Annotated in this window: 27 protein-coding genes; 6 read left to right on the forward strand and 21 right to left on the reverse strand. The window is 72.7% G+C overall.

Annotated elements, in window-relative coordinates:
- The 12 genes from ABZ858_RS21425 to ABZ858_RS21480 all read right to left on the reverse strand — a co-directional run bounded on the left by ABZ858_RS21425 (position 1) and on the right by ABZ858_RS21480 (position 11,817).
- Complete coding sequence (locus tag ABZ858_RS21425) at positions 1–345, reverse strand: DsrE family protein (RefSeq protein WP_361380703.1); 345 nt, start codon at positions 343–345, stop codon at positions 1–3.
- Complete coding sequence (locus ABZ858_RS21430) at positions 338–1,267, reverse strand: alpha/beta fold hydrolase (protein ID WP_361380707.1); 930 nt, start codon at positions 1,265–1,267, stop codon at positions 338–340. The genes ABZ858_RS21425 and ABZ858_RS21430 overlap by 8 nt, the downstream gene beginning before the upstream one ends.
- Positions 1,267–2,061: an SDR family oxidoreductase gene (locus ABZ858_RS21435; RefSeq protein WP_361380710.1), complete on the reverse strand. Its 795-nt coding sequence runs from the start codon at positions 2,059–2,061 to the stop codon at positions 1,267–1,269. Before ABZ858_RS21435 ends, ABZ858_RS21430 begins: the two co-directional genes overlap by 1 nt.
- The gene (locus tag ABZ858_RS21440; protein WP_361380714.1) at positions 2,058–3,125 is read right to left on the reverse strand and encodes a beta-ketoacyl synthase N-terminal-like domain-containing protein; all 1,068 of its coding nucleotides are present in this window, start codon (positions 3,123–3,125) and stop codon (positions 2,058–2,060) included. The genes ABZ858_RS21435 and ABZ858_RS21440 overlap by 4 nt, the downstream gene beginning before the upstream one ends.
- Complete coding sequence (locus ABZ858_RS21445; RefSeq protein ID WP_361380717.1) at positions 3,122–4,306, reverse strand: beta-ketoacyl-[acyl-carrier-protein] synthase family protein; 1,185 nt, start codon at positions 4,304–4,306, stop codon at positions 3,122–3,124. The genes ABZ858_RS21440 and ABZ858_RS21445 overlap by 4 nt, the downstream gene beginning before the upstream one ends.
- A 39-nt stretch (positions 4,307–4,345) precedes the next feature.
- Positions 4,346–5,356 (reverse strand): thioesterase family protein, encoded by a 1,011-nt coding sequence (locus ABZ858_RS21450; RefSeq protein ID WP_361380720.1) that lies wholly within the window; start codon positions 5,354–5,356, stop codon positions 4,346–4,348.
- Positions 5,353–6,222, reverse strand: coding sequence for an alpha/beta fold hydrolase (locus ABZ858_RS21455; protein ID WP_361380723.1), 870 nt, complete (start codon positions 6,220–6,222; stop codon positions 5,353–5,355). The genes ABZ858_RS21450 and ABZ858_RS21455 overlap by 4 nt, the downstream gene beginning before the upstream one ends.
- Positions 6,219–7,244, reverse strand: a complete 1,026-nt coding sequence (locus ABZ858_RS21460; protein WP_361380726.1) for a beta-ketoacyl synthase N-terminal-like domain-containing protein — start codon at positions 7,242–7,244, stop codon at positions 6,219–6,221. The genes ABZ858_RS21455 and ABZ858_RS21460 overlap by 4 nt, the downstream gene beginning before the upstream one ends.
- Entirely contained in the window at positions 7,241–8,452 is a 1,212-nt protein-coding gene (locus ABZ858_RS21465; RefSeq protein WP_361380728.1) for a beta-ketoacyl synthase N-terminal-like domain-containing protein, read from the reverse strand. The genes ABZ858_RS21460 and ABZ858_RS21465 overlap by 4 nt, the downstream gene beginning before the upstream one ends.
- Positions 8,449–9,690, reverse strand: coding sequence for a beta-ketoacyl-[acyl-carrier-protein] synthase family protein (locus ABZ858_RS21470; protein WP_361380731.1), 1,242 nt, complete (start codon positions 9,688–9,690; stop codon positions 8,449–8,451). Before ABZ858_RS21470 ends, ABZ858_RS21465 begins: the two co-directional genes overlap by 4 nt.
- 69 nt (positions 9,691–9,759) lie before the next feature.
- The gene (locus ABZ858_RS21475) at positions 9,760–10,017 is read right to left on the reverse strand and encodes an acyl carrier protein (RefSeq protein WP_361380734.1); all 258 of its coding nucleotides are present in this window, start codon (positions 10,015–10,017) and stop codon (positions 9,760–9,762) included.
- A 228-nt stretch (positions 10,018–10,245) separates the two neighbouring features.
- Positions 10,246–11,817, reverse strand: a complete 1,572-nt coding sequence (locus ABZ858_RS21480; protein WP_361380737.1) for an acyl-CoA carboxylase subunit beta — start codon at positions 11,815–11,817, stop codon at positions 10,246–10,248.
- 273 nt (positions 11,818–12,090) lie between these two features.
- Here ABZ858_RS21480 and ABZ858_RS21485 point away from each other — a divergent pair, with 273 nt between their 5' ends.
- Positions 12,091–13,557, forward strand: a complete 1,467-nt coding sequence (locus ABZ858_RS21485) for a cytochrome P450 (RefSeq protein WP_361380740.1) — start codon at positions 12,091–12,093, stop codon at positions 13,555–13,557.
- Here ABZ858_RS21485 and ABZ858_RS21490 read toward each other — a convergent pair.
- The 4 genes from ABZ858_RS21490 to ABZ858_RS21505 form a co-directional block, all read right to left on the reverse strand.
- Positions 13,548–14,321 carry a transcriptional regulator gene (locus ABZ858_RS21490; RefSeq protein ID WP_361380743.1) on the reverse strand — a complete coding sequence of 258 codons (774 nt, stop codon included), beginning with the start codon at positions 14,319–14,321 and terminating at the stop codon, positions 13,548–13,550. The two genes, ABZ858_RS21485 and ABZ858_RS21490, sit on opposite strands and share 10 nt — an antisense overlap.
- A gap of 104 nt (positions 14,322–14,425) precedes the next feature.
- Positions 14,426–15,205 carry a hypothetical protein gene (locus ABZ858_RS21495; protein ID WP_361380746.1) on the reverse strand — a complete coding sequence of 260 codons (780 nt, stop codon included), beginning with the start codon at positions 15,203–15,205 and terminating at the stop codon, positions 14,426–14,428.
- 301 nt (positions 15,206–15,506) lie between these two features.
- Positions 15,507–17,333: an acyl-CoA dehydrogenase gene (locus tag ABZ858_RS21500; RefSeq protein ID WP_361380749.1), complete on the reverse strand. Its 1,827-nt coding sequence runs from the start codon at positions 17,331–17,333 to the stop codon at positions 15,507–15,509.
- Entirely contained in the window at positions 17,330–18,085 is a 756-nt protein-coding gene (locus tag ABZ858_RS21505) for an SGNH/GDSL hydrolase family protein (protein ID WP_361380752.1), read from the reverse strand. The genes ABZ858_RS21500 and ABZ858_RS21505 overlap by 4 nt, the downstream gene beginning before the upstream one ends.
- A gap of 46 nt (positions 18,086–18,131) precedes the next feature.
- On the opposite strand from ABZ858_RS21505, the gene ABZ858_RS21510 reads away from it, so the two are divergent.
- Positions 18,132–18,752: a TetR/AcrR family transcriptional regulator gene (locus tag ABZ858_RS21510; protein ID WP_361380755.1), complete on the forward strand. Its 621-nt coding sequence runs from the start codon at positions 18,132–18,134 to the stop codon at positions 18,750–18,752.
- A 325-nt stretch (positions 18,753–19,077) separates the two neighbouring features.
- On the opposite strand, the gene ABZ858_RS21515 is transcribed toward ABZ858_RS21510, so the two are convergent.
- Positions 19,078–20,067, reverse strand: a complete 990-nt coding sequence (locus tag ABZ858_RS21515; protein ID WP_361380757.1) for an aldo/keto reductase — start codon at positions 20,065–20,067, stop codon at positions 19,078–19,080.
- Between the two features lie 378 nt (positions 20,068–20,445).
- Here ABZ858_RS21515 and ABZ858_RS21520 point away from each other — a divergent pair, with 378 nt between their 5' ends.
- The 3 genes from ABZ858_RS21520 to ABZ858_RS21530 all read left to right on the forward strand — a co-directional run bounded on the left by ABZ858_RS21520 (position 20,446) and on the right by ABZ858_RS21530 (position 22,585).
- Positions 20,446–20,994, forward strand: coding sequence for an SRPBCC family protein (locus tag ABZ858_RS21520; RefSeq protein WP_361380760.1), 549 nt, complete (start codon positions 20,446–20,448; stop codon positions 20,992–20,994).
- 258 nt (positions 20,995–21,252) lie between these two features.
- Positions 21,253–21,591, forward strand: coding sequence for a DUF3140 domain-containing protein (locus tag ABZ858_RS21525; RefSeq protein WP_361380763.1), 339 nt, complete (start codon positions 21,253–21,255; stop codon positions 21,589–21,591).
- 76 nt (positions 21,592–21,667) lie between these two features.
- On the forward strand, positions 21,668–22,585 hold the full coding sequence (locus ABZ858_RS21530; protein WP_361380765.1) for a DUF4097 family beta strand repeat-containing protein: 918 nt from the start codon (positions 21,668–21,670) through the stop codon (positions 22,583–22,585).
- A gap of 99 nt (positions 22,586–22,684) precedes the next feature.
- Here ABZ858_RS21530 and gvpJ read toward each other — a convergent pair whose 3' ends face one another.
- From gvpJ to ABZ858_RS21545, 3 genes are all read right to left on the reverse strand, one after another.
- On the reverse strand, positions 22,685–23,080 hold the full coding sequence (gvpJ, locus tag ABZ858_RS21535) for a gas vesicle protein GvpJ (protein ID WP_361380845.1): 396 nt from the start codon (positions 23,078–23,080) through the stop codon (positions 22,685–22,687).
- A 192-nt stretch (positions 23,081–23,272) separates the two neighbouring features.
- On the reverse strand, positions 23,273–23,824 hold the full coding sequence (locus ABZ858_RS21540; RefSeq protein ID WP_361380768.1) for a hypothetical protein: 552 nt from the start codon (positions 23,822–23,824) through the stop codon (positions 23,273–23,275).
- 139 nt (positions 23,825–23,963) lie between these two features.
- Positions 23,964–24,584 (reverse strand): GNAT family N-acetyltransferase, encoded by a 621-nt coding sequence (locus ABZ858_RS21545; protein WP_361380771.1) that lies wholly within the window; start codon positions 24,582–24,584, stop codon positions 23,964–23,966.
- 432 nt (positions 24,585–25,016) lie between these two features.
- Between ABZ858_RS21545 and ABZ858_RS21550 the strand changes: the two genes are divergently transcribed.
- The gene (locus ABZ858_RS21550) at positions 25,017–25,730 is read left to right on the forward strand and encodes a DUF4232 domain-containing protein (RefSeq protein WP_361380774.1); all 714 of its coding nucleotides are present in this window, start codon (positions 25,017–25,019) and stop codon (positions 25,728–25,730) included.
- A gap of 110 nt (positions 25,731–25,840) precedes the next feature.
- On the opposite strand, the gene ABZ858_RS21555 is transcribed toward ABZ858_RS21550, so the two are convergent.
- The gene (locus ABZ858_RS21555; protein WP_361380777.1) at positions 25,841–26,146 is read right to left on the reverse strand and encodes a cupin domain-containing protein; all 306 of its coding nucleotides are present in this window, start codon (positions 26,144–26,146) and stop codon (positions 25,841–25,843) included.
- Between the last annotated feature and the right edge of the window lie 135 nt (positions 26,147–26,281).

Below are 26,281 nucleotides of genomic sequence, written 5' to 3' on the forward strand. Positions count from 1 at the left end.
TCAGTGCCACACTCCCCGCACGCCGGGCGCGAGCAGCCGGGCGGCCACCTCGTCCATCTCCACCGTGCGTACGCCGGGCAGCAGTTGCTCCGGCACCAGGGCACGGTGGGCCAGTGAGAAGGCGTCCACCCAGACGTGCCCGCCGCGGTCGAGGAGGCCGCGCAGAGAGCGGGCCGGCGCGCCCGTGTCCCCCTGCCCGGCGAGCGCGGCCGTCACGCCGTTCTCGATCAGGAGGAGCGCGACGTCGTGCCCGGCCGCGCGCAGCCGGCCCGCGTCGTCGACGAACCGCTCGGCCCCGGGGCCGCCCCACGGGCCCTGGGACTCGATCAGCAGGTACTCATCCATCCGTGGCAGCCTCGCTTCGCCGTGCGGTCGAGTGGGCGAACGCCCCGGTCAGAAAGGTGAGTACGCGGTCCTGGTACTCCTCGCGGTCGAACCGCAGGGCGTTCATGTGCAGGGCGTTGGGCGCGGTCCAGCGCTCGGCGTCCGGGTAGTGGTCCGCGACCGGCGCGATCCGCGCTTCGGGGACGACCGGGTCCTGGCCTCCCGCGACGAACATCAGCCGCGTGCCGGTCCGGGACAGGTCCGGCGGCCAGTTCCGTACGGCGAGCATGTGCCGGCACAGCGCGCTGAAGCAGAACCGGTAGACGGCGTGGCCCGCGCCGCCGCGCAGCGCCTCGGGCAGCGTCGCCCTGCGCAGCCCGGCGAAGTGGCGCAGCCCCGACCCGATGTCGGCCATCGGCCCGCTGTCGCAGACCAGCGCCACCGGCGGCCGGTCGAGCCGGGTGAGGACGCTGAGGGCCACCCAGGTGGAGAACGAGAACCCGTACAGCGCGATCCGCCCGGCGCCGAGTTCCAGGTCCGCGGCCACCCACCGCAGGACGTCCGCCAGGTCGCTGGTGTAGCGCTCGGCCATGCTGCCGTAGCACCGGTCCCGCCCGCTGTCGCCGTGGTTGCGCAGGTCGTAGGCGACCACGTGCCAGCCCGCCCGGTGCAGCAGCTCGATGTGCCCGAGCGTGCTCGACATGGTGCGGCCCATGCCGTGGCAGACCACCACCGTGTGCGGTCCGGCGCCGGGCACCACCCAGCCGTGCAGCGCGATACCGTCCCGGCTCGTGGTGAGGCTCAGTTCCCGCAGGGGCAGCCCCTTGTGCCGCGGGGTGCGGCCGGGCTTCGCGGGCGGCGGGTGGTACAGCTCGTGCGCGTGCCGGGCCGCCAGGGGCACGGCCGTGGCCGCGGCTCTGAGGGCGGAGAGGACGGCACGCATCAGGTGGTCAGCGCCTCTCCGCCGTCGACGCCGATGACGTTCCCGGTGAGCCACGAGGAGGTGCTGCGTGACAGGGTGACCAGTGCGTCGGCGACGTCCTCGGCCCGGGTCAGGCGCCCGTGCGGGTTGTTGCGGGACGCGAGTTCGACGAGGGAGGAGTGCTCGGGGATCCGCTCCAGGGAGGGGGTGAGGGTCACGCCGGCGCGCAGCGCGTTGACCGCCACCCCGCTCGGGGCCAGTTCCAGGGCGAGCTGGCGCACATGCGACTCCAGGGCGCACTTGGCGGCGGAGACGGCCCCGTAGTTGGCGGTGACCTTCTGGTCCCCGGCGCTGGTCATCGCGTAGATCTTGGAGCCCTCGCCGAGGAGTCCGGCGCGGTGCAGGTCCTGCGTCCAGTAGACGAGGGAGTGCGCCATCACGTTGAGCGTCATGTCCATCTGGCGCTGGGTGAGGGCCGGTCCGCCGTCGGCCGGCAGATAGGGGAGCAGGCTGCCGAAGGCCAGCGAGTGCAGCAGGACCCGCAGCGGGCGGCCCGCGGTCAGCTCCGCGAAGAGCGGTACCAGTTCGGCGCGGGACCGGGGGCTGGCGGCGTTGGCGTTGTGGAAGTGCGCCTCCACACCCATCGAGCGCAGCTCCTCGACGGTGGCCCGGGTCTTCTCCTGCCCCTCGGCCGTGTCGAAGTGCACGCCCAGGATGTGGGCGCCCTCCGCCGCCAGTGCCTTGGCGTTGGCCAGCCCGATTCCGCTGGAGGCGCCCAGGATCAGGTTCCAGGTGCCTTCGAGTGACGTCGTCATCGCTGTCCTTCCTCGTTCTCTTTCCTTCGGGCGGCCCGGCCGCGGCGGGCGCCGGGGCGGTCCGGCGGGGTGAGCAGGGCGACGGCGAGGTTGCCCTCGCGGGCCGCGGTGACGACCGTGACGGGACCGGACAGCGCGGCGAGCGCCCCGGCGACCTGGAGGAGCGGTTCGAGAGCACCCGCCCCGGCGGTGACCAGGCGGGCTCCCGGGCCCACCGCGGCGGCGACCGCGGCGGCGACCGGTGAGTCGTCGAGCACCGCGATCACCCGCTGTTCCGGCACCGGTCCCGCGCCCAGGGCGGCCAGTGCCGCGTCGATCCGGGTCCGCGCCCGGTCCGGGCCCTCAGGGGCGGCGGCGGTCCGGGGCGGGAGGAAGCAGCTGCGTACCGCGCAGTGCCCGTAGCCCCGCTCCCCGCGTGCCTGGACCACGTCGGTGGGTTCCAGGACCAGGGCCACGGCACCGCGCTCGGACAGTCCGGCGCCGGCGTGGGCGTCCGGCAGGGCCTCCTCGGTGGCGCCGGCCAGCAGCCAGGAGGCCCGGCCGAGGCGCACCGACCGGGCCCCGGACTCCAGGGCTTCGAGACCGGCCACACGCGGCGAGGTGAGGGTGAGGTTGAACCCCTTGAGCGCGTGCTCGGTGGCGAGCCTGCTGCCGAACAGGTTGATCGAGAAGTACGGGGCCGTGGCCGGGCTGAGCGCGCCCGCGCCCTCGGCCACCACCGTGCGGTCCATCTCCTCGTGCAGGGCCGCGGCTGCGCTGTTGGTGCCCACCGCCGCCCCGCGCCGCTCCTCGGCGCCGAGCACGCCCGACCCGGCGCCCCCCTGGGGCTCCCCGGCGTCGGTGAGGGCCTGCTTGGTCGCGGCCAGGAAGTACTGGGTGGCGGACGGCAGGTACTTGTAGCCGCGCCGGCCGAGCCGCTCGCGGTGGTCGAACCAGCCCTCGGGGACGGCCGGCCGGCCGTCCCGCGCGGCCTTGTCCGGGGTGTCCGCCCAGGGGGTCACCACTCCGAGCCCCGAGACGATCAGGTCCTGTCCGGTGTGCGCCGACTGCCGCGCGGTGGTCATATCCCGGCCTCCCGCAGAACGAGGGACACGTTGTTGCCGCCGAAGGCGTAGGCGTTGACCAGCGCGTACTTTCCGCTCGGTGGCACCGACCGGGTCGGCAGCCAGACCTTGCACTCCGGGTCCTGCTCGCCGAGCGCGGCGTTCGGCGGCACGGCGCCGCGGTAGAGGATCTGGGCCGCGGCCACCGTGGCGAGCGAGGCGGCGGCTCCGCCGGTGTGGCCGAGCAGCGCCTTCAGGCTGTACAGCGGCACCCGGTCCGGTCCGGCGCCGAGCACCTCGCCGAGGACCCGGCTCTCCACGGTGTCGTTCAGTTCGGTGCCGGTGCCGTGCGGCACGACGCAGCCGATCTCGTCGGGGGAGGCCCCCGCCTCGGCCAGGGCCTCGCGCATCGCCCGGGCGATCTGTGTCCCGGTGGGCTCCGGCGCCGTCGCGTGGTGGGCGTCGCAGCTCCAGCCCGCCCCGGCCACCCTGGCGTAGGCCCGGGGCGCGTGGCGGGCCCGGGCGTGGGCGGCGGACTCCAGGACCATGACCCCGGCTCCCTCGCCGAAGAGGGTGCCCCTGCGGTGCAGGTCGAAGGGGCGGCACCGCTCCGGGTCGATCGCCCCGAGCCGGTTGAAGCAGGCCAGGGCCACCCGGGAGTACGCCTCGGCGCCGCCCGCGACGACCACGTCCGCCTCGCCGGTGCGGATCAGGTCGACGGCCAGGGACAGCCCGAACCCGCTGGCCGCGCAGGCGTTGCTGACGCTCACGTTGGCGCCCTCGGCGCCGAGCCAGGCGCCGACCGCGGAGGCCACCGAGAACACCGGCGCCCAGTGACCGCCCTCGGGCCGGCCCGTCGTCCGCCACCGCTCGTGCAGCCCCGAGTCGCCCATCCCGGTGCCGATCACGACCGCGATCCGGTCCGGGGCCACCCCGCCGAGGCCGGCGTCGTTCACCGCCTGCCGGGCGGCCTCGATCGCGAGCCTGGAGCCACCGCCCGGCGGCAGCCCGCCGAGGTCGCCGGGCACCGGGGGCAGGTCGGCCTCCGGCACCGCGTACATCAGCGGCAGGTCCATCCGCGCGTCCGGGTCGGGGACCCGCGAAGGGGCGCTCCGCGCCGCGGTCAGGCCCGCCCAGAAGGCGTCGAGACCGCTGCCCAGGTGGGAGAGCACGCCCAGTCCGGTGATCAGCACGTCGTTCATCGGGTCCCTCTCAGGGATACGGGTTCGGGCGGGGCGCCGTCAGGCGGCGGGGTGGCCGCTGAACGCCCGCACCACGCGGTCGTCGAAGCCGACCAGGCTCCAGTCGGTGCGGTCGCCGAACACGGCGTAGCCGTGGGTGATCCGGCCGGTGGCGGTCTGCACCAGGCGGCCGTCGCGGACCACGTAGAAGTCCGTACGGGCGGTGTAGGTCAGGTCCTTGAAGACCTCCTCGACCGTGAACACGGTGTAGAGGTCCTCCTCCATCAGCGCCTCGCCGAGGAACTGCACACGCGAGTGCGGCACCACCGGGATCCACTTGCGGTCGTCGAGCAGCGTCTTGATGGACACGCCCCGGTCGGCGAGGAAGAGGTCCACCACCTCCTCCACCTGGCGGAGGTAACCCGACATGGCGAAACGCTCGTTGAAGTGGCAGTACGGGTAGGGGATCCGCCACTTCCAGCCGAAGGCGTTCCGTCCGGCGAGGAGGCGGGCGAGGACGGGGTCGTCCCCGGTCGTGCCCCGCCCGGCGGACAGCGCGGTGGTGGCCGCCTCGGTCACCTCGGCGCCGTGGTGCTCGCCGAACTCCGCGAACCCGCCGATCCCGGTGGTGGCGAAGCGGGACAGCTCCGCCGGCACCTCGGCCGCCGCGAGATAGCTGTCGACGCGCAGCGCCACCTTCACCTTGGAGGTGACGGCCTTCAGCTCCTTGCCGTCCCGCTCGACGAAGAGCGTGACGGCGAAGCTCAGGTGCCCGTCGTCGTCCTTGGTCCTCGGGACCACCACCGCCCGCGCCTCGTCGTCCTGGTGGAAGGCGTGCAGGATGCGGGTGTCGAGGTCGGCCAGGTCCAGGCCCAGGCCGTGCTGCTCGAACAGGAACCGGGAGCCCAGGCCGGCGGCCCGGAAGTGCTCCAGGACCGCTTCCTCGACCAGATAGTTGACGTGCTTGAACCCGATCCAGGTGTTGATGTTGGAGCCCTCGTAGCGCGGTCGCAGCCGCACGGTGCTCTCGGTCTGGACGAGTGCCTTGACGGCCTCGGCGGTCACGGTCATCGGTCGTTCTCCCTCGCACGTTCGTCGGTCGCGCCCGGCCGGGGCCGGGACGCGGCGGAATCAAGAAAGCTGTCGGTCAGTTCGGCGAACACGCCGGCCTGCTCGGTCATCGCGAAGTGGCCGCAGTCGCCGAGCACCTTCACGCTCGCGTCGGGCAGCGCCGCGCCCAGCGCCTCGGCGTCGGCGGGGTGCGCGGCGAAGTCCGCCTCGCCGCCGATCACCAGGAAGGGCCCGGCCAGGCGCTCGGTCCGCAGGTACGGGGTGCGCAGATAGGTGTCGAAGAAGCTCGTCCAGCCGTACGGCCCGACCTGCTCGCGCACCTTCAGCGCCATGTCCTGGCGGAGTTCGCCGGTGATCCGGCCGCCGGACCGCACGCGCAGCCCGTCCGCCAGGATCCGGTCGAAGTCGTTGACGTAGTAGGAGATCGTCTCCCAGTCGAACTGCTCGGGCCGGGCCCGGTAGAACGGCGACACGAGGACGACACCCCGCAGGCGGTGCCAGGTGAACGCGTCCACCTCGTCCGGTGCCCGCGCGCCCGGGTCCACGCCCTGCCCGTCGAGCAGCGCGAGGAGTGCCCCGGCCCCGAAGGAGTGCGCCACGACCACGTCGGGTCCGCCCGGTACGCCGCCCAGGGCCTGGGCCGTCCAGTGCGCCGGTGAGCGCACGGCCCAGTCCGGGACCTCCTCCGAGCGCCACGGCAGCTCGGCCGTCCACAGCTCGTGGCCGTGGTCGGCGGCCCGGGCGAGGTAGTCGTCCCAGACGCCCGCCCCGCCGGCCAGGCCGTGCAGGAACAGCACCCGCAGCGGGGCGTCCCCGCGGCCCGGCCGGCGCAGGGTGACCGCCACGGGCGCGGTCCGGGCGCTCACGCGGCCGGCCCCGGCGGGGTGAGCACGTACGAGGCGACCGCGTCGTCCCGGTCGGTGCCCGTGGTCACCAGGGCGGCCCGGCGCGGGCCTGTCCGGGCCGCGGCGAACCAGCCGACGGCCGCCGCGCACTGGAGCACGCCCAGGGCGCCGGAGGCGCGGCCGAAAACGGCGCTGAGGTCGACGCGCGGCACGTCGGCGGGTATCCGCCCGCTCCCGTCGCCCGGAATCCGGTGGTCCGGACGCGGCGGGCGCGTGTCCGGCTCGCCGTGGCCCTCGGGGACGAACCAGACGCCGGGTGCGGCGCCGTCCTCGGCGACGAGCCGGTCCACGCACGCGTCCACCCCCGTCTGCCGGGTGGACCGGCCGAGGACGGCCAGGGTGCCGGCCCCGCGTTCGGCGGCGGCGTCGGACCGCTCCAGGACCAGCGACACCGCGCCGTCCAGGAGCCGGCCCTCCGCCTCGCCCAGCAGGCCGCGGACGTAGCGGTTGTCGGTCTCGACGCCGATCACCAGGACCCGGTCGGCCCGGCGGGCGGCGACGGTGGCCGCGCCCCAGAAGACGGCGTCCAGGCCGGACGGCGCGCCGTTGCAGACCATCAGGTTCGGCCCGCGCAGCCCGTACCGGATGGCCACGGACGAGGCGATCACGTTGCTGGACGCGTTCGGCAGTCCCATCGGGCTGATGCCGTCGACGCCGAGTTCCCCGATGCCGTCCGCCACCGAGCAGACGGTGTCCAGGTTGCCCAGGTTGGAGCTGGCCACCACCGCCACCGACTCGCCCGGCACGGTGAGCGCCGGTCCGTCCCCGGACAGCAGGCCGGCCGAGCGCAGCCCGTCCCGGGCGGCGCACAGGGCGAGCTGCGAGGCACGGTCCTTGTAGCGCAGGCCGCGCTTGCCGAGCAGGGCCGCGGGGTCCACCGGCGGTTCCCCGCCGGTGGGCGCCGTGCGCAGCAGGTCCGCGGGCGCCGCCACACCGGGCAGTGCCGTTCCGACACCGGTCACCACGATCGCCGCCGGGTTCACCGCCCCGCCCTCTCCACCACGGCGACCGCGTTGACGCCGCCGAATCCGAACGCGTTCACCTGGGCGATCCTCAACTCGGCCGCGGTCTCGGTGTCCTGGACGAAGCGGAAATCCGCCGCCTCGTCGATCGGCTTGCGCAGCCCCACGGTCGGCGGCACCCGTCCCGACGCCAGGGCGCGCAGGGCGACGATCAGGCCGAGCAGGCCCGAACCGCCCGAGGTGTGCCCGGTCATGGACTTGACCGCGGTCATCAGCGGACCGGCGGTGTGCGGCCCGAAGACCTCGCCGATCGCGACCGCCTCGGCCTCGTCGTTGAGCAGGGTCCCGGTGCCGTGCAGCAGCACCAGATCGATGTCCGCGGGCGTGACACCACCCTGCCGGTGCGCGCCGCGGACCGCCGCGGCGACTCCGCCGGGGTCGGGCGCGGTGACGTGGTAGGCGTCGCAGTTGACGTACACCGAACGGACCCGCCCGTGGACCAGGGGAGCCTGGGCCCGTCCCGAGTCACCGGCGTCCTCGGAGTCACCGGCGTCCCTGGCGCGGCGGAGCACGATCGCCGCGGCGCCGTCGCCCATCAGGACGCCCCGGCGGTCCTGGTCGAACGGCCGGACCCGGTCCGGGGGTTCCATGTGCACCCGGTCGAGCAGGCCGTACATGCTCTCGGTGAGCGTGTCGACGCCCGCGACGACCACGTGCTCCGCCTCCCCGGCCGCCAGCAGGTCGCAGCCCATCGCCAGGGCGTACAGCGAGGCGGAGCAGGCGTTGGAGACCGTGTACGTGCGCACCGCGCCGAAGTGCTCCCGAAGCGCCGGCCCGAAATGCAGGTCCGCCACGTCGAAGGCGGCCTTGTCGCGCCAGCCCAGCTCCGCCGACCGCAGCTCCCGCAGACCGGTGCCGACCAGGACCGGCACCGCGGCGAGATCGGTGCCGAGCCCTGCGTCGCGGGCGGCCTCCTCGACCGCCCGGACCAGCCAGCGGGTGGCCCGGCCCGGGGCGTCGAAGCCGTCGGCGGGCCGGTCGTCGATCTCGTAGGCGTGCTGCGCCCGGAACCGGTCGCGGTCGAAGCCGCGCAGCCGTGCGCGGCCGTCGCGGCCCGCGCACAGCGCGTCGAAGACGTCGCCGACGCCGTCGCCCACGCTGTTGACGGCGCCGAGACCGATCACGTCGCAGGGCGGTGTGCCCGGTGCCACCGGGTTCTGTTCCGTCACCGCGGCGCCGCCTCGCTCGTCTCGTACTTGCCGTAGATCACGACGCAGTTGTTGCCGCCGAACGCGAGCCCGTTGTTCTGCACGACCCGCAGGTCGGCGTCGACGGCCTCGTTGGGCACGCAGTCGACGTCGCACTCGGGGTCCGTCGTGACGTGGTTGATGGTCGGGGGAATGAATCCCTCCTTGATCGCCAGCGCGCACGCGACGGAGGCGAGGGCGCTGGCCGCCCCCATGCTGTGCCCGATCATCGACTTGATGGAGACGGTCCGGGGCGGCCGCTCGCCGAACACCTGGCGGATGGCGCCCGCCTCGGTGACGTCGTTGGCCTTGGTGCCGGTGCCGTGCGCGGAGATGAAGTCCACCTCGGCGGGTTTCACACCCGCGCCGTCGAGCGCGCGCCGCATGCACCGCGCGACGCTGTCCTGGTTCGGGGCGACCGGATGGTACGCGTCGCAGTTGAGCCCGTAGCCGAGGACCTCGGCGTAGATGTGCGCGCCGCGGGCGAGGGCCGACTCCAGGCTCTCCAGGAGCAGCACGCCGGCGCCCTCGCCGGTGAGGATGCCCTTGCGGTCGACGTCGAAGGGCTGGCACCGCTCCGGTGCGATGGTGCCGAGCCGGTAGAAGCCCGTGAACGTCTTGCGGCACAGCGCGTCGGCGCCGCCGCAGAGAGCGAACTCGACCTCGCCGGACCGGATGGCGTCGTACCCGTAGCCGATGGCGTAGTTGCCCGCCGCGCACGCGGTGGGCAGGGTCACCGCCTCGACCCGCGTGAGCCGGAACTCCCGGGCCACGGCCGCGGACAGCCGGCCCGCGGGGATGCGGGCGGCGACCGTGCGGTCCATCCGCTCGGGGCCGGCCTCGACCTCCGTCTGGACCAGCTGGTCCAGGTCGCGCGACTCGCCGTCGGTGGTGCCGATCGAGATCAGGCAGCGGCGGGCCCGCAGGTCGGCCTCCTCCAGGGCGGCGTCGGCGACCGCCATCCTGGACGCCGCCACCGAGAACTGGCTGGCCCGGCCCAGCTCCTCCGCGTCGAAGTTGCTGATCAGGTCGGCCGGTTCGAAGTCGGTGATCTCGCAGCCGTTGGCATGCTCGAACCCCGTGGTGTCGAACGCGGTGATCGGTTTCGCGGCGCTGCGACCCGAGCGCAGCCCGGCCAGGAACTCGTCCGCTCCCTGACCGATGCTGGACACCGCACCGAGCCCGGTGATGACCACCCTGTTCGCCGGTATATCAGACATATCCACCCCGAGATCTGGCGGCACCCGGCCGCGCTTCAGGTCACTCGTCCGCGGACGCGGCGTCGCGCGTCAGTTCTTCCAGCCGGCGGCCTCGGAGACCACTTCGTAGACACCTTCGAGATGGACCATCCGGGGAAGTTCGGACTGGTTGATCACCGTGCCGAACTCCTTTTCCAGCGAGGCCAGGATCTCGATCGCACGCAGCGAGTCCGCGTCGTGCTCCTCCTTGAAGCGGCTGGTCGGCGTCACCTCGTCCGGGTCGATCTCCAGGATGTCGCAGACGATCTCCTTGATGGTCTCCTGGCGCTCGGCAATGGTGGCTGCCACGGCAGGCCTCACTTTCCCCGAATCAACGAATTCGCTGATTCGACAGAGTTGACGGAGAAGGAATCCGCGGAATCTCCCGCGCTGTTGATCACGCTATTCGGCACCCGAACGTCCGTACAAGCCGTCCTGCAACTAGCTGCCATTCACCGGGCGTTTCCCGGCCGGGGGAGGGCGACTGGCAATTTGCTGATGGCCCTCCCGGACGGCCACCGGGGCACAGCCGTCGGGTCACATCGGCGGGTTGCCGTGCTTGCGCGCGGGGAGGTCGGCGTGCTTGGTGCGGAGCACGGCGAGCGCGGCGGCGAGCACCTCGCGGGTCTCGGCCGGGTCGATGACGTCGTCGACCAGGCCGCGTTCGGCCGCGTAGTAGGGGTGCATCAGCTCGCTCCGGTACTCCTTGATCTTCTGCTCGCGCACGGCCCCGGGGTCGTCCGCGGCGGCGATCTCACGGCGGAAGACGACGTTCGCCGCGCCCTCGGCGCCCATCACCGCGATCTCGTTGGTCGGCCAGGCGTAGGAGAGGTCGGCGCCGACGGAACGGGAGTCCATGACGATGTACGCGCCGCCGTACGCCTTGCGCAGGATCAGCTGGACGCGCGGCACGGTGGCGTTGCAGTAGGCGTACAGCAGCTTGGCGCCGTGCCGGATGATCCCGCCGTGCTCCTGGCCGACCCCCGGCAGGAAGCCCGGCACGTCGAGCAGGGTGACCAGCGGGATACTGAAGGCGTCGCAGAGCTGCACGAAGCGGGCGGCCTTCTCGGACGCGTGGATGTCGAGGACCCCGGCCAGGGACTGCGGCTGGTTGGCGACGATGCCGGTCACCTGGCCGTCGACGCGGGCGAGCGCGCAGATCACGTTGGTGGCCCAGCGCTCGTGGACCTCCAGGAACTCGCCGTCGTCGACGATCTCCCCGATCACCCGGCCCATGTCGTACGGGCGGTTGCCGTCGGCCGGCACCAGATCCCGCAGCATCTCGCAGCGCCGGTCCGGCGGATCGTCGCAGGGCGCGCCCGGCGGCAGCTCGCGGTTGTTCGACGGCAGCAGCGACAGCAGGTAGCGGACCTCCTCCAGGCAGGTCTCCTCGTCGTCGTGGACGAAGTGGGAGACGCCCGACACCGCCGCGTGCACGTCTGCGCCGCCGAGCCCGTTCTGGGTGATCTCCTCGCCGGTCACCGCCTTGACCACGTCGGGTCCGGTGATGAACATCTGGGAGGTGTCACGGACCATGAACACGAAGTCCGTCAGGGCGGGCGAGTAGGCGGCGCCGCCCGCGCACGGGCCGAGCATCACGCTGATCTGCGGTATCACGCCCGAGGCGCGGGTGTTGCGCTGGAAGATGCCGCCGTATCCGGCGAGCGCCGTGACCCCTTCCTGGATACGGGCGCCCGCACCGTCGTTGAGCGACACCAGCGGCGCGCCCGCCGCCAGGGCCATGTCCATGATCTTGTGGATCTTCTGCGCGTGGGCCTCGCCGAGGGCGCCCCCGAAGATCCGGAAGTCGTGCGCGTAGGTGAACACCCGCCGGCCGTGGACGGTGCCCCACCCGACGACCACGCCGTCGGTGTGCGGCCGCCGCTGCTCCAGCCCGAACCCGGTGGCCCGGTGCCGGCGCAGCGGCTCGACCTCGTGGAAGGAGCCCTCGTCGAGCAGCAGGTCGATGCGCTCCCGGGCGGTCAGCTTGCCCTTGGCGTGCTGTGCCTCGGTGGCCCGCTCGCCCGGCCCCCGCAGGACCTCGCCCCGCAGGTCGTGCAGCTCTGCCAGGCGGGTGCCCGAAGTCCCGTCGGTCCGTGCTGGATTCATGGTGGGTTCCCCCCGGTGCTGGATCGGAATCGGGCCGCCGGTGAAGAAGGCACAGCGCGCCCATGACTACCGGAGAAAGACCCTAGGGCCGAAATCGCCAGGGCCCGCCGGAGATTTCCCGAGGTGTCAACAAGCTGTCCGCCTGGCAGTTACCTGCCCGGCACTTGCCACCCGCTTTCCCGGTCACTTCAATTCCGTTGAGTCCGACCGATGACGGAAGGCGTGACCATGTCCCGAGCCGCTCCCGCCCAGCCGGACCCGACGGTGCCCAGGATGAAAGGGCGTACCGTCGTCGGGAACACCTGGGAGTTCAGGAAAGACCGGCTCGCCCTTTTCTCCCGCACGTTCGAGACCTGCGGAGACCTCGGCGTGTACCGGATCGCGGGCCAGGACCTGTACCTGGCCAACTCGGCCGAACTCGTGCACGAGATCCTCGTCAGGAACGGCCGGCTCTTCGAGAAGACCGACCGCTTCCGCTCCTTCGCCCGGCCGCTGCTCGGCGACGGCCTCCTGACGGCCACCAACGAGGACCACAAGCGCAACCGCCGCATCCTCCAGCCCCGGTTCCACGACGCGGCGGTCAAGCCCTCGGCGGACATCGCCGCGCGCGTCGCCCGGACCGTGTCGCGGCGCTGGGCCGACGGCGACGTGGTGGACGTGCGCCGCGAGATGGTACGGCTGGTCCTCGGCGTCGTCGGCCACCATCTGTTCAGCCGCGACCTCCTCGACGAGGCCGACGCGCTGGGCAACGCCCTCACCGACGCCATCCGCGGCTTCGACTCCCAGGCCAGTGCGCTGATCCCGCTGACCATCGAGTGGCCCACACCGGCCAACCTCCGCTACCGGCGGGCGATCCGACGCCTGGAGCACACCTTCTACGCCCTCCTCGCCGACCGGCGCGCGGCGACGAGCAGACCGGACGACTGGCTCGGCCTGCTGATGGAGTCCCGGTACGAGGACGGCACCCCGATCAGCGACCGGCAGATCCGGGACGAGGCCCTCAACATGTTCATGCCGGGCCACGAGACCACCGCGATGGGCCTCGCCTGGAGCCTCCACCTGCTCGCCGAACACCCCGCGGTCCACGAGCGGCTGACCGCCGAGGTGGACGAGGTGCTCGGCGGCCGGCTGCCGACCCCGGACGACCTGCCCCGGCTGCCGTACGCGCTGCGCGTGTTCAAGGAGACGCTGCGCCTGTACCCGCCCGTGTACATGTTCACCCGGCAGGCCACCGAGGCAGTCGAGGTGCTCGGCCACCGGCTCCCGGCCGGCGCGGCGGTGGTGTTCAGCCCCTATGTGCTGCACCGGCGCCCGGACTACTTCCCCGACCCCGAGCGCTTCGACCCGGACCGCTTCTGCCCCGAGCGCGAGGCCCGGCTGCCCCGGCACGCCTTTCTCCCGTTCGGGGCCGGCCACCGCGTCTGCATCGGCAACCACCACGCCCTCCTCAACAGCCACGTGGTGCTGGCCACGCTCGCCCAGCGGGTACGCCTGCACACCCTGCCCGGCCCCGCCCCGGTCAAGGAGGCGATGGTCACCCTGCGCCCCGAGGGCGGCCTGCGCATGCGGGTCGAGCACCGCGCACACCCCACGCGCCCCGGCCCCGACACCACCACCGCATCCCCGACGGCCGGTCCGGCGTCCCGGCCGGCCCGGTCGCCCGGGACGCCGGACCGGCCCGTCGGGACGAAGGGCGCCGTCGGGGGCCGGGGGTGCCCTGACGGGCGGGCTCAGGGCTGAGACGGGGCCGGGCTGCGGACGGGGTCCCGGGGGCTCGGGAGCAGGCCCGCCTCGGCCGCGAGGACGCCCGCCTGGAACCGCGACTTGATGCCCAGCGCGTCCAGGATCTCCGCCACGTACCGCCGGTAGGTGCGCACCGAGATGCGTAACTCCCGTGCGGCCACCTCGTCGGTGACCCCGGCGTAGAGCCGTTTGAGTATCCGCCCGGCGAACGTGCTGCGCTCCCAGTGGCCCAGGTCGATCCCGGAGCCGAGCGGCTCGGCGGTGCGCCACGCGCTGCCGAACAGGGCCAGGAGCGTGTCGGTGACGACCTTGGCCCGGACCAGGGAGGCCCGCCCGCCCAGCTGGGTGCGCATCACCGCGACCCGGCCGTCCGCGACGACCGCCTCCAGGAAGGGCATCCTGGCCACCCTGATCTCCAGCAGGGAGCCCTCGCCCTGCTGCACCTGGCCGAGGCCCTGGTCGAGCATGGCCTGGTTGCACAGGACACGCACCTGGATGTGCTTGTCCATGGCCAGCAGCAGTGACTGGAGGTCCGCGCAGAGCTGCTCGGTCCGTACCGCCTCCGCCGCGATCACCACGTCCACGGAGCGCTCCGCCTCGGCGATCACCCCGACGATGGCCTCCCGCAACGGCCCGTAACCCGGTTCCAGGGGCTCTATCAGTTGATTGCGCAATGACATGACGCGATAACGGTCGACAGCCGTGTCGATCAGCCGGCGAATGTCCGCCAGGGCCTCCCCGAACTCGTCGGGTCCGTCCATCGAAGCGTCCGGACGAGAACCGTCCCCCCTGCCGAGCGGATCGACAGGTGTGTACTCCTCGTGCATGTGTCCCCCGTGGAATTGTCTTCACCGCGTATACCGAGTCAGTCCGCCGTCATCCGTCCCGGCAGCTCCGACGCATCGCATTGGCCCACCGAGCGTATTGCCTCGGGCGGAAGCAGTCCCAATTCGACGGCTCGGGCGCCGGCCTGGAACCGCGAGCGCGCCCCCATCTCGCGCATGATCTCCGCGATGTACCGCCGGTAGGTGCGCAGCGGCATGCCGAGGGCCCGGGCCGCCACCTCGTCGATCTGCCCGGCCATCAGGGACGCGAGGATGCGGCGGCCCACCTCGCTGCGCGCCCGGTCGCCCTGGTGCGGCCGGTCGGCCGGAGGGGACCCGTTGGCCCAGGCCACGGCGAACAGGCCGGACAGCGCCCCGACCACGGCCACGTCCCGGACGATCAGGGCCTGCCGGGCCTCGGTGCCGAGGTCCGGCCAGATGACCGCGATCCTGCCGGGCAGCAGGACCGCCTCCCGTAACGCGCCCTGTGACGTGCGCAGTTCACTGGGACCGAGCGAGCCCACCGCGTCCCGTACGGGCTCCAGGTGGCTGACCGCGGGGGCGCACAGCAGCCGCACCACCGTGTCGTCGCGGGCGCCCGCGCGGCAGGCGGAGGCCACGCGCAGGACCTCGTCCTCGGAGCCGTTGTCCGGCAGCAGGACGCCGATGCCGGGGACGTCGCCGCCGGCGAGCCGCGCCAGGGTCCGCCGGAGCACCGCCTCGTCGCGCGTCGACAGGAACCGCTCAGGCCGGGCCCGGTACCGGCGGTCGGCCTCCACCGACTCGATGAGGGCCCGCGCCTGGTTCAGCGCCCCATCCACGGAATCCTCCGGTTCGGGCACCTGCCGCCGCGATTCGGTGTTTTCCGCCGCCACAATGCGCAACTCCCCCGCCGCAAATCACATTCCGCGGGGCCGCGGCCCCGCGGAATGTGATGCCGATCATACCCCCCGGTACCACCAGCTGAGATCTCACCGGTACTACCCGCAAGTCAGTTACCGGTGAGTCAGCAATGTGTTGCACCAACTCCCTGCACTATCTGATCCGGACGCCACGACCAGCAAGAAGATTGCAGGTTCTTGCCAACCCGTGGTGAAGGCCGGCCGGGGGAGAGGCGAACCTTCAGAAGGCGCCCTCCGGCAGCCGCATCAGGGAGTTGTCCGTCTTCTCCGCCTGTTTGCGCCGGACGGCCACCGCCGGAAGCACCTCCGAGGCGAAGAATGCCGCCGCGGCCACCTTTCCGGCGTAGAAATCCCGTTCCCCGTCCCGGGCCGCAGGCAGTTTCTCCACCGCCACGGCGGCGGCGCGCAGCAGCAGATACGCGACGACGACGTCCCCGCCGGCCATGAGGAACCGGGTGGTGTTCTGGCCCACCTTGTACACGGACGTGACGTCCTGCGCGGCGTCGGCCAGCTGCCCGAGCATGACGGCGGTCATCGCCTCCAGGTCCAGCACCGCCGCGGCCAGCTCCGCACGCGCCCCGGCGAGTTGCCCGCCGCCGGCCCCGGCGGCGAGGAAGCCCTTGATCTCCGCGAAGAGGGCACCGAGCGTCCGCCCCTGGTCGCGGACGACCTTCCGGAAGAAGAAGTCCTGCCCCTGGATCGCCGTGGTCCCCTCGTAGAGGGTGTCGATCCGGGCGTCGCGCAGGTACTGTTCGAGCGGGTAGTCCTGCAGGTAGCCGGAGCCGCCGAGGATCTGCAGGGACTGGTTGAGCTGCTCGTAGGCGCGCTCCGAGCCGTAGCCCTTCACCAGGGGCAGGAGCAGGTCGTTCAGCGCGCGGGCGGCGGACGTGTCGGTGCCCGCCGCCTCGCCCAGCGCGATGCCGTCCTGCACGCACGCCGTGTAGAGGACCAGCGTCCGCAGCCCCTCGGCGTACGCCTTCTGCAGCAGCAGCGAGCGCCGGACGTCGGGATGGTGCGTGATGGTGACGCGGGGAGCCGTGCGGTCGGCGGCCCTGGCCAGATCCGGGCCCTGCACGCGTTCTTTGGCGTACTCCAGGGCGTTCAGGTAGCCGGTGGACAACGTCGAGATCGCCTTCGTGCCGACCATCATCCGCGCGAACTCGATGATCCTGAACATCTGCCGGATGCCGTCGTGCCGCTCGCCGAGAAGCCAGCCCTTCGCCGCGCCCCGGGCGCCGAACGTCATCTCGCAGGTGTTGGACGCCTTGAGGCCCAGCTTGTGCTCGACGGCGGTGACGTGGACGCCGTTGCGCTCGCGCAGGTCACCGGTGGTCCGGTCGAAGTCGTACTTGGGCACGAGGAACAGGGACAGGCCCTTGGTGCCGGGACCCGCGCCCTCGGGGCGGGCCAGCACGAAGTGCACGATGTTCTCGGACAGGTCGTGCTCGGCGTTGGTGATGAACCGCTTCACGCCCTCCAGGTGCCAGGAGCCGTCCTCCTGCCGGACGGCCTTCGTGCGGCCCGCGCCGACGTCGGACCCGGCGTCCGGCTCCGTGAGCACCATCGTCGCGCCCCACCGCCGGTCCACCATCAGCCGGGCGACGGCGCGCTGTTCCTCGGTGCCCAGCTCGTGCACCACGCGGGCGAAGCTCACGCCGCCGGAATAGAGCCACAGGGCCGGATTGGCGCCCAGGACCAGTTCCGCGAAGGACCAGTACAGGGAGGGCGGCGCGGCGGTCCCGCCCAGCTCCGCGGGCAGGCCCAGGCGCCACCACTCGGCGTCCATGAAGGTGTCGTACGCCTTCCGGAACGACGGGGGGAGCGGCGCGGTACCGGACCGGGCGTCGAACACCGGGGGGTTGCGGTCGGCGTCCGTCGCCGAGTCGGCGAGGTCGTCGGTGGCGAGCCGGCCGATCTCGGCCAGGATGTCCCGGGCCGCGGGCCCGTCGACGTCGGTGAAGGGGCCCGTTCCGTAGACGGCGTCGCGGCCCAGGACCTCGAAGAGGTTGAAGCGCAGGTCGCGCAGGTTCGACTTGTAGTGGCTCACGGCTTCGCACTCCCTTGCTCCGGACCGCGGCACACGCCGGTCTCCAGCAGCGTCGCGATGCCCGCGGCGAGGTTGCGGGCCCAGCCCCGGTATCCGGGCACCGACGGGTGGAAGCGGTCGGCGGCCAGCCAGCCCCCGGCGAACCGGGGCGGTCCGCCCGCGGGTACGTGGAAGAGCACCGCGCCCCGTGCGGCGACCAGCTTGAACTGCCGGTCGAGAAGCCGGACGTACGAGTGGAGAGGCGTGCGCACGGGGTGCGGCAGGCCCTGGTGGACGTCCAGGTGCGGCAGTCCGGCGAAGACGATCGGGACGTCGTGGCCGAGGCGCAGCCGGATGTCACGGACCAGTCGCTCGACGTCCCGGCGGAAGGCACCGGGCCGCCGTACGCGCATGGCGTCGTTGGTGCCGGCCGAGAGGAGGATCAGGTCCGGCTGCCAGCGCCGGAGCGGGTCGGTGAGCTGACCGAGCAGCACGGCCCGCAGGCCGCGCACGGTCGCCCCCGACCGCGCGGCCACCCGCCAGCTCACAGCGCGGCCGGTGAGCGCGGTCAGCGCGGTGGCGACCTGGCCGACGAGGGCGTCCCGGTGCTCTTCGGCGCCCACTCCGGCGGCGGTGGAGTCGCCGAGCAGCAGCAGGCGCAGCGAGGGCCCCTCGCCGGCCGTCTCGCCTGCGTCGCCGGCCGCGTCGGGCAGTCTGGGCCGGTCCGCCCGCACCCTCTCCTTGAGCATCGCCATCAGCATGCGCACCCCCATAACGCTGTTATGACCACGCCTCCAATAACAGCGTTATGATGCCGGTGTGTCAACCGCGATCCGCCGCAAACTCCTCGACGAGGCCGCCCGGATCCTGGCCGAGGAAGGACCCGCCGCACTCACCGTGCGCCGGGTGGTCCGGGCGGCCGGGGCCTCCACGATGGCGGTCTACACCCACTTCGGTTCCATGCCGGAGCTGGTCCGGGAGGCGATGCGAGAGGGCTTCGCGCGGTTCAGCGAACGGCTCCTGGTGGTGGAGGCCGCCGGGGGGGACGACCCGGTGACCGCGCTCGCCCGGCTGTGCGTCACCTACCAGGAGTTCGCCCGCGCCGAACCCGATGTGTACGCGGTGATGCTGGGCGGCTCCCGGCTGGCCGGGTTCGAGTTCACCGCCGACGACCGGGTCATGGGCCTGGACGTTCTGCGGATCCCGCACGCCGCGATCCGGCGGTGCATGGCGGCCGGCCGCTTCCGGGACGGCAACTCGTCCCTGCTCGCCTGGCAGCTGTGGTGCCAGATGCACGGCCTGGCCCAACTGCGGGCCGCCGGCTACTTCGTGGGCCGGCACGGCGCGGACGAGACCTTGCAGGGGCTGCTGCGCGACTTCGCCGTCGCCTCGGGCGACCAGCCCCTGGCCGCGGAACGCTCGGTGTCGGCGGCGACCTGACGCGCCGGGGGAGGGGGCGGGGGTGCCCCTCCGTGAGGCTCGGGCGCCGGAGAGCACGACCGGGAGGCGCCGTGTGATGCCATGCGATGCCGTGCGATTCCATGCCATGCCATGCCATGCCGTGCGACGACCCTGGTGGCCGATGCGCCCTCCAGGTCCTCGCCGCGCGCTCGCGGAACTCGGCCGCGGACCCGTCCTCGTAGCCGCCGACGAGGACAGGTCCGCCTAGCGTGCCGCCCGCGACCTCCTGAGCCCGGCCCGGCCCCGGCCCGGCCCCGGCCCGGCCCCGGCCCGGCCCGGCATGATCCGGACGGAGCGAGGGGCCCTAGCGGTTGACCGCCCGCATCCCCGCCTCGTCGTACCGCTCGCCCGCCACCTGGGGCAGCTCCGCGTCGATGCGGTCCAGGTCCTCCCCGGTCAGCTCGATGTCGGCCGCGGCGGCGTTCTGCTCCAGGTAGGTGCGGCGCTTGGTGCCCGGGATCGGCACCAGATCCTCGCCCTGCGCCAGCACCCAGGCGATCGCGAGCTGGGCCGGGGTGACGTCCTTCTCGGCGGCGATCTCCTTGACCTTCGCCGCCAGCCGCAGGTTCGCCGCCAGGTTGGCGTCCGTGAAGCGGGGGTTGCTACGGCGGAAGTCGTTCTCGTCCAGCTCGTCCGGGGAGCTGAAGCGGCCCGCCAGGAAGCCGCGGCCCAGCGGCGAGTACGGCACGAAGCCGATGCCCAGCTCCCGGCAGGCCGGCAGCACCTCGGCCTCCACGTCCCGCGACCACAGCGAGTACTCGCTCTGCACGGCGGTGACGGGGTGCACGGCGTGCGCCCGCCGGATCGTCTCCGCGCCGGCCTCGCTCAGCCCGATGTGCCGCACCTTGCCCTCGGCGACCAGCTCACCGAGCGCCCCGACCGTCTCCTCGATGGGCACGTCCGGGTCGACGCGGTGCTGGTAGTACAGGTCGATGTGGTCGGTGCCCAGCCGCTCCAGCGAGCCGTGCACGGAACTGCGCACGTGCTCGGCCGAGCCGTCCTGGCGGCCGATGCTGCTCATGTCGCCCGGTACGGCGTCGTCCATCCGGTAGTTGAACTTGGTGGCGATGACGTACTCGTCGCGGTGCCCCCTGATCGCCTCGCCGACCAGCGACTCGTTGGTGAGCGGGCCGTACAGCTGGGCGGTGTCGAGGAAGGTGATGCCCAGTTCGAGGGCCCGCCGGATGGTCGCGACACCCTCGTCCTGGTCGGTGGTGCCGTAGAAGGCGGACATGCCCATGCATCCGAGCCCGATGGCCGATACCTGGAGGTCCCGCAGACTGCGCTCCTGCATGAGGGTCCTTTCGCGTTCTTGATCGCCGGCCGTCCGGCGCGAGGGCCTGCTTCCATCTAGCGACGGTTTCCGCCCACCGGCATCCTGTGGCAGGCGGCCCCGGGGCCGCCCTCGCGCGCCGGACGTCCACGACGCTACGAGTTGGAGTGCGCACGAAGTCAAGCCGCAGCCGGGCGCCATGGCGAGGACCGAACCCGGGCGCGAGCCGGGCTGACCAGCGACGCTGGACAATCATCCGCCGTGATCATGGCCGCCGCCGGTGCCGTGCTGCTGCTGTCCTGTGTCCTGACCTGGGCGTCGCCCGCCGCCCGCAGGGGCGTGCCATGATGGCTACTCGCCAGTAGGAAGACCTTTGGTCCCCGACCGGGAGGCGGCAGGATGCCCCGACTGTTCACCGTGAGCGACAGCATCGTCATCGATGTCCCGCCCGCACTCGCCTACCGGGCGGTGAGCCGCCCCGGCGACATGGGCCGGTGGAGCCCGGAGAACCTCGGGACGACGGACACCTCGGACCAGGAACCGGCCGTCGCGGGCACCACGTTCGTCGGCCGCAACCGGCGTGGCCGCTTCCGCTGGGTGACCCGCTGCACGGTCACGGCGGCGGAGCCGGGCCGCCGTTTCGCCTTCCGGGTGCACGCCATCGGCCGCGACCGGCCGCGTCTGCGCGGCCCCATCGCCACCTGGGAGTACCGCTTCGAACCGGAAGGCACGGGCACCCGCGTGACCGAGATCTGGACCGACGACCGGCGCTCGTGGCCGGCGTTCGCCGCTCAGGTCTTCGACCGGATCGCCACCGCGGGCAGCACCTTCGCCGACTTCCAGGCGAAGAACATCCACATCACCCTGCGCAACCTCAAGCGGGAACTGGAACGCGAGGCGGGCGCCGGGCCCGGAACCACGGACGGCACCCGCCCCGCCACCTCCTGACCGCCCGGAAAGCCGGTGACGTGAGGCCGCCGCGCCGAACCGCCGCCGCGCCGAACCGTCGCCGCGCCGAACCGCCGCCGCGCCGCGAGCCGACGCCGTACGCCGGCCCCGCCGGGCGCGAAGCTGCGAGACGGACAGCCCACCCCGACGATGGAACCGCGGACCCGCCGCCACGGGGACACGGGCGGTCCGAGGCACCGCGAACGGCACGGCGCTCCGCACCGCGCCCAGACCGCACCGGACGGGAAACGAGACGGCATGGACGACACCGAGCGGAAAGAGACCTGGGACGAGTTCCGCGAACTGGTGAACATGACACCGGCCGAGCTGGACAAGTGGCTGGAGTCCGACGAGTCGCGCGGCGCCGGTCAGCACCAGGGCGGGGGCGAGTCCACCGGGCACGCCTCCGGCCGCCGGATCACCGAGATCCTGCGGACGAAGCAGAGCGACCTCTCGGACGACGACTACCGGCACATGCGCAAGGTCGTCGGCTACGTCCACCGTCATCTGGCCCAGCGCCCGTCCGGCGACGTACGGGACACCCGGTGGCGGCACTCCCTCATGAACTGGGGCCACGACCCGCTGTCCGGCGGGTGACGGCGAGGCGGGGAGCCCACCGCGACGGGGCAGCCGGGAACGCCGTGAACTCGCCCCTCCCGGGCATACGCGTCCCATGACGACGCCATCGCCATCGCCATCGCCATCGCCATCGATATCGACATCGTGGAGCGGCCCGACCAGCGGCCCGACCAGCGGCCTGACCAGCCGGCCGACCCGCAGCCCGGCCCGCCCGGGCCCCGGACGGAAGTCCCGTCACGGCGGCCGCGCGACCTGGGCCGGGTGCGCGCTGCTTCCGCTCCTCGCCCTGACGGCCTGCCATCACGACGGCGGCGACCCCGCGCTGCCCGGGGCCGCCCCCAGCGAGAGCCGAGGGACGTTCGAGAAGGCCACTCTCGCGAGCGGCAGCCGTCTCGTCATCACCACCCAGGGCGGCGTACGGGTCGTGGGGACGGACGACGACAGCGTGACGGTGGACGACACGACCCTCGCCCGCTGGTCCGGGGACGGGAACACGCACACCCTCGACCTGCCCTGCGACGAGAGCGACGACCGGGCCAGGGACAACTGCGGCGGGATGCCGCTCGTCCACGTGCCCAGCGGTGTCACCCTCACCGTGCGGGCCCGCAACGCCGGCGTCGACGTGAGCGACGTACGGGGCGAACTGAGCCTGAGCACCGTCAACGGCGACGTCACCGTGCAGGACTCGGGCACGAAGGGGGCCCGCCAGCACCTCGTGACCCGCAACGGCTCCGTCCACGCGACCGGCCTGCAGGCCCGTGACGTGGGCGCCGAGACGGTCAACGGGGACGTCGACCTGCTGTGCACGACCTCACCCGACACGCTCGACGGCGTGACCCGCAACGGCTCCGTACGCGTGACCCTCCCGGCCGACGCCCCGCCGTACGCGACCGACACCAGTACCGTCAACGGCCGCTCCACCACCGACATCCCGCCCGCCGCCGCCACGGACCACCGACACCGCCTGACGCTCCGCACCGTCAACGGCGACACCGAGGCCCACCGGGGCTGACGAACGGGCCACGTGAGATCCGCAGCCGCTCCACCCGGCGGATCACATCACTCCTGGAGGCTCACGTCACCCCGGAGGCTCACGTCACCCGTTCCCGGCCTAGTCGTCCCGCCGCGCCCGGCCCTCGGTGCGGGCCTGCTGAAAGGCGTCCGACATCGCCTCCACGGCCCCCGACAGGGCACCCTTGGCCATCCCCTGGGCGCCGGACCCCTTCATCCGATCGGGCAGCTCGGTGAGCCCGGCCGGCTTCCGCGGCCCCGATTCCAGGTCCAGGCGGTTGCACGCCTCCGCGAACCGCAGATAGGTGTCGACGCTGGCCACCACGATACGAATATCGATCTTGAGTATCTCGATACCGACGAGGGACACCCGCACGAACGCGTCGATCACCAGCCCCCGGTCGAGAATGAGCTCCAGCACGTCATAGAGACCACTGGAACCACCGCCACCGCCACCACCGACGCTGCCGCCGCCACCCCGCGCCGCCACGGTCATCACGACCAACCCCTTGTCATCACTCCCGCACGATCCGCCGACACCGCGCCCGCGTCCGTGCCGCACCACGCCACGCCGCGCCGGAGGCTGTCCGGTTCGTGTGTCCCCGACCCTCCGCACCAAACGCGTGTACGAGCAGGCGCCCCACAGGCGCCCGGAGCCTCCCGGCCGCTCGGTCAGCCGCCCGCCGCGTCAGCCGCCTGCCGCGTCCTCCTGCCCGGCCGCGTCGCCGATGGCGATACGCAGGTCGTGCATTCCTTGCAGGGTGTCGATGAGGGCTTCCTCGGCCCCGCTCAGGGCGTGCCGGGTCCCTTCGGCGTCACCGCGGTCGGCGTGCAGCTGGGCGCTGAGCGCGTACACCGCCGTCATCACGGCGGCGAAGGCGGCCTCCCGCCCCGGTGGCAGTTCCTCGGCCTGGGGGCCGGAGACCTGCAAGGCGGTGCGCTGGAGCCTGTTCGTCAGGACGTTGACCGCGACGCCGGGCTCGGCCCCCAGCTCCTCGCCCCACCCCTGCACCGTCCCCAGAACGTCCTCGACCTCCCCCTCCTCGGTCAGCCGGGTCGCGGCCGTGATCAGCAGCTCCGTCCTGGCGAGCAGCCGGCCCAGCAGCCGCAGACGGTCCTCTTCCCGCGGCCCGTCAGGACCACGACCACCGTCCCGATCGGCCGCCGGTTCGCCCGCCAGCGCGGCCAGCGCCGCGGAGATCTGCCCGACGCTCGCGGAATGCTTGCCAGTGATGCTCACGTCCCCAGCTTCACCCGGCGAAGGCGCGCCCGCCCGTCCACGACCCGCCCACCGGCATCCGCGTCGCCCATGCCGGTCATGGCGGAAGCGCCACACGGCCGTATCGGCGTCCCCTGCTCCGCTCTCGGCTGTTGCTCCGCTATCGGCTGTCCGAGTGATCCGCCCGCACGCCGCCCTGGGCACCGGTCGGCTCGGGCGGCGGACAGGTCATGCTCATGTAGAGCGCGTGTTCGCCCGAGGACGCTGTGCCGTCGTAGAGCGCCAGGTCCAGCCCGCAGAAGCGGAAGCCCATACGGCGGTACGCGTGGATCGCCGGCGCGTTGACGTTGGTGACCTCCAGCCAGACGTGCCCGGCACCGCGCGCACGGCCGAACTCGACGGCGTGACCCATCAGAGTACGTCCGATGCCCCGGCCTCGATGGGCGGGCGCGATCTCGATGTCCTCGATGACCAGCCGTCGGTTCCACGGATCATAGGAGACGGCGGCGAAACCCACGAGACAGCCGTCAGGGCCGACGGCGACGAACGTGCGCCTGTCCGCAGAATCCGCGGCCGTGAGGTCGTCGTCGGTGTCCTCCGCCGGGAAGACCTTGCGAAGCGGCGGCTCCACCGGCACCTCCCGGAGAGCGAAGCCGTCCTCGGTGACGGTCACGCGATAGACGGTGCGCGTGGTGAAGGACCCGTCGAGCACCTTCATCGCCTCGGCGTCCTCGGGACGGGCGGCACGGATCACGTAACCCTGATCGTCGACAGTCGTCATGACACGAATCTACGACGCCCGTCGGGCAGGCCGGCGACCCGGGGCCGCTCCACCGCCGCTCCTCGGCCTGAGTGCGGGTGCCGCCGCGCTCCCCGAGGAGCGCGGCGAAGCCGTCGAGCACGCACCGCGACCCGAACTCGAAGGCGTGGCCGGGGCTGTGGGCGCCCTGGTGGGCTGTGCCGGGCGTGCTGCCCACGGGGGTGGCGAGCGGGTGGCGGGCAGGGTCGAAGACCCGGAACGGAGTGATCATCCAGCTGGACGACTGGGTCACTCCGAGCCGGTAAGCCCTTCGGCCGGAAGCCGCCGCTCACGGCATCACCACTACGCCGCGCCTGTGACAGAACGAAGACGTCGTGGTGGACCGCCTGTAACTCGTTGCGAGATACAAATATTTCAGACCACCCGCACCGCCGCTCTTGCTGGGGGAACACCGTGAAGTACACCCGCGTCACCGCTCTCACCGCCATCGGCGTTGCCGCCACCCTCTCGCTCACCGCCTGTGGCGGCGACGACTCCGGGACGGACTCGGCCGCCAAGAACTCCGCGGCCTCGTCCTCGTCCTCCTCGTCCTCGGCCGGTGGCTCGCAGCCGGAGGGCGGCTCGGGCGCCGGCGGCTCGGCGTCCGGCAACACGAACTCCGGCTCGGGCAACGCCAACTCCGGCAACGCCAACTCGGGCTCCGGCGGCGAGGAGACCAAGGCCGGATCGGGCGGCGGGAGCGGCGCGAAGGGGACCAGCGGCAAGATCACCTTCTGCAGGACGAAGGACCTGGCCATCGACGCCAGGGACGCCGCGCCCGACAAGACCTCCGGCAGGATCAACATCACCATGGTCAACCGGGGTTCGACCACGTGCTCGGCGACGGGTTTCGCGGGCGTCGACATCAAGGACGCCGACCACACCTCCAGCCCCATCGAGCGCGGCCGGGCCGAGCCCCGTATCACCACCCTGAAGCCCGGTGACACCGCCATCTTCGACCTCGCCTACGACATCGACACCACCGGCAAGAGCCTCACGTCCCCGACCAACCTCCTGGTGACGCCCCCGAACGAGACCCACACCGTGACCCTGAAGTGGCCCGCGGGCGCCGGACAGATCAAGGGCGCCTACACCGACGTCCAGGTCTTCCCCACGCACAACGAGTAAGGGCGGTGCGCGCGGCAGACGATGACGTCGACGGCCGTCTTCCGGCATGCACCGAGCGAGCGAAGACCCGGGACTCGAACGCGGGACTTGAGTGCGGGACTTGAGCGCCTTCAGGCCCCGGACTCCTCCACGATCACCAACGTGCCACGGCTGCCGGGGCGGACAGCGTGTCGCGCGCCCGCCGGCACCCGGACCATCTCGCCCCCCTCCACGACGACCTCGGTGTCCTCCACCAGCAGTTCCAGCCGTCCGTCGAGCACAAGCAGCACCTCGTCAGCCCCGTGCACCTCTTCCGGGACCGGACCGCTGTCCATGCGCAGCACTTTCACCCAGGCCGTTCCCACCCGGCAGAAGGACGACGAACTCCAGGCAGCCGGCAGCGCGGCCGCTGTCTCCACGACGTTGTTCGGAACCATCACATGCCTCCCAGCGGGCTGCTCCGTCATGACGGAGCAGCCCGCTCCTCACCTTCAGCGGACGCCGAGAAGCTATCTGAGCAGGGACGATCGTTGGTCGACCGTTCGGCAAAACCTCTCCTCGGTGAGGTGAGG

This window comes from Streptomyces sp. NPDC047017 (genome assembly GCF_040644175.1).
In the GTDB taxonomy this organism is placed as follows: Bacteria; Actinomycetota; Actinomycetes; order Streptomycetales; family Streptomycetaceae; genus Streptomyces.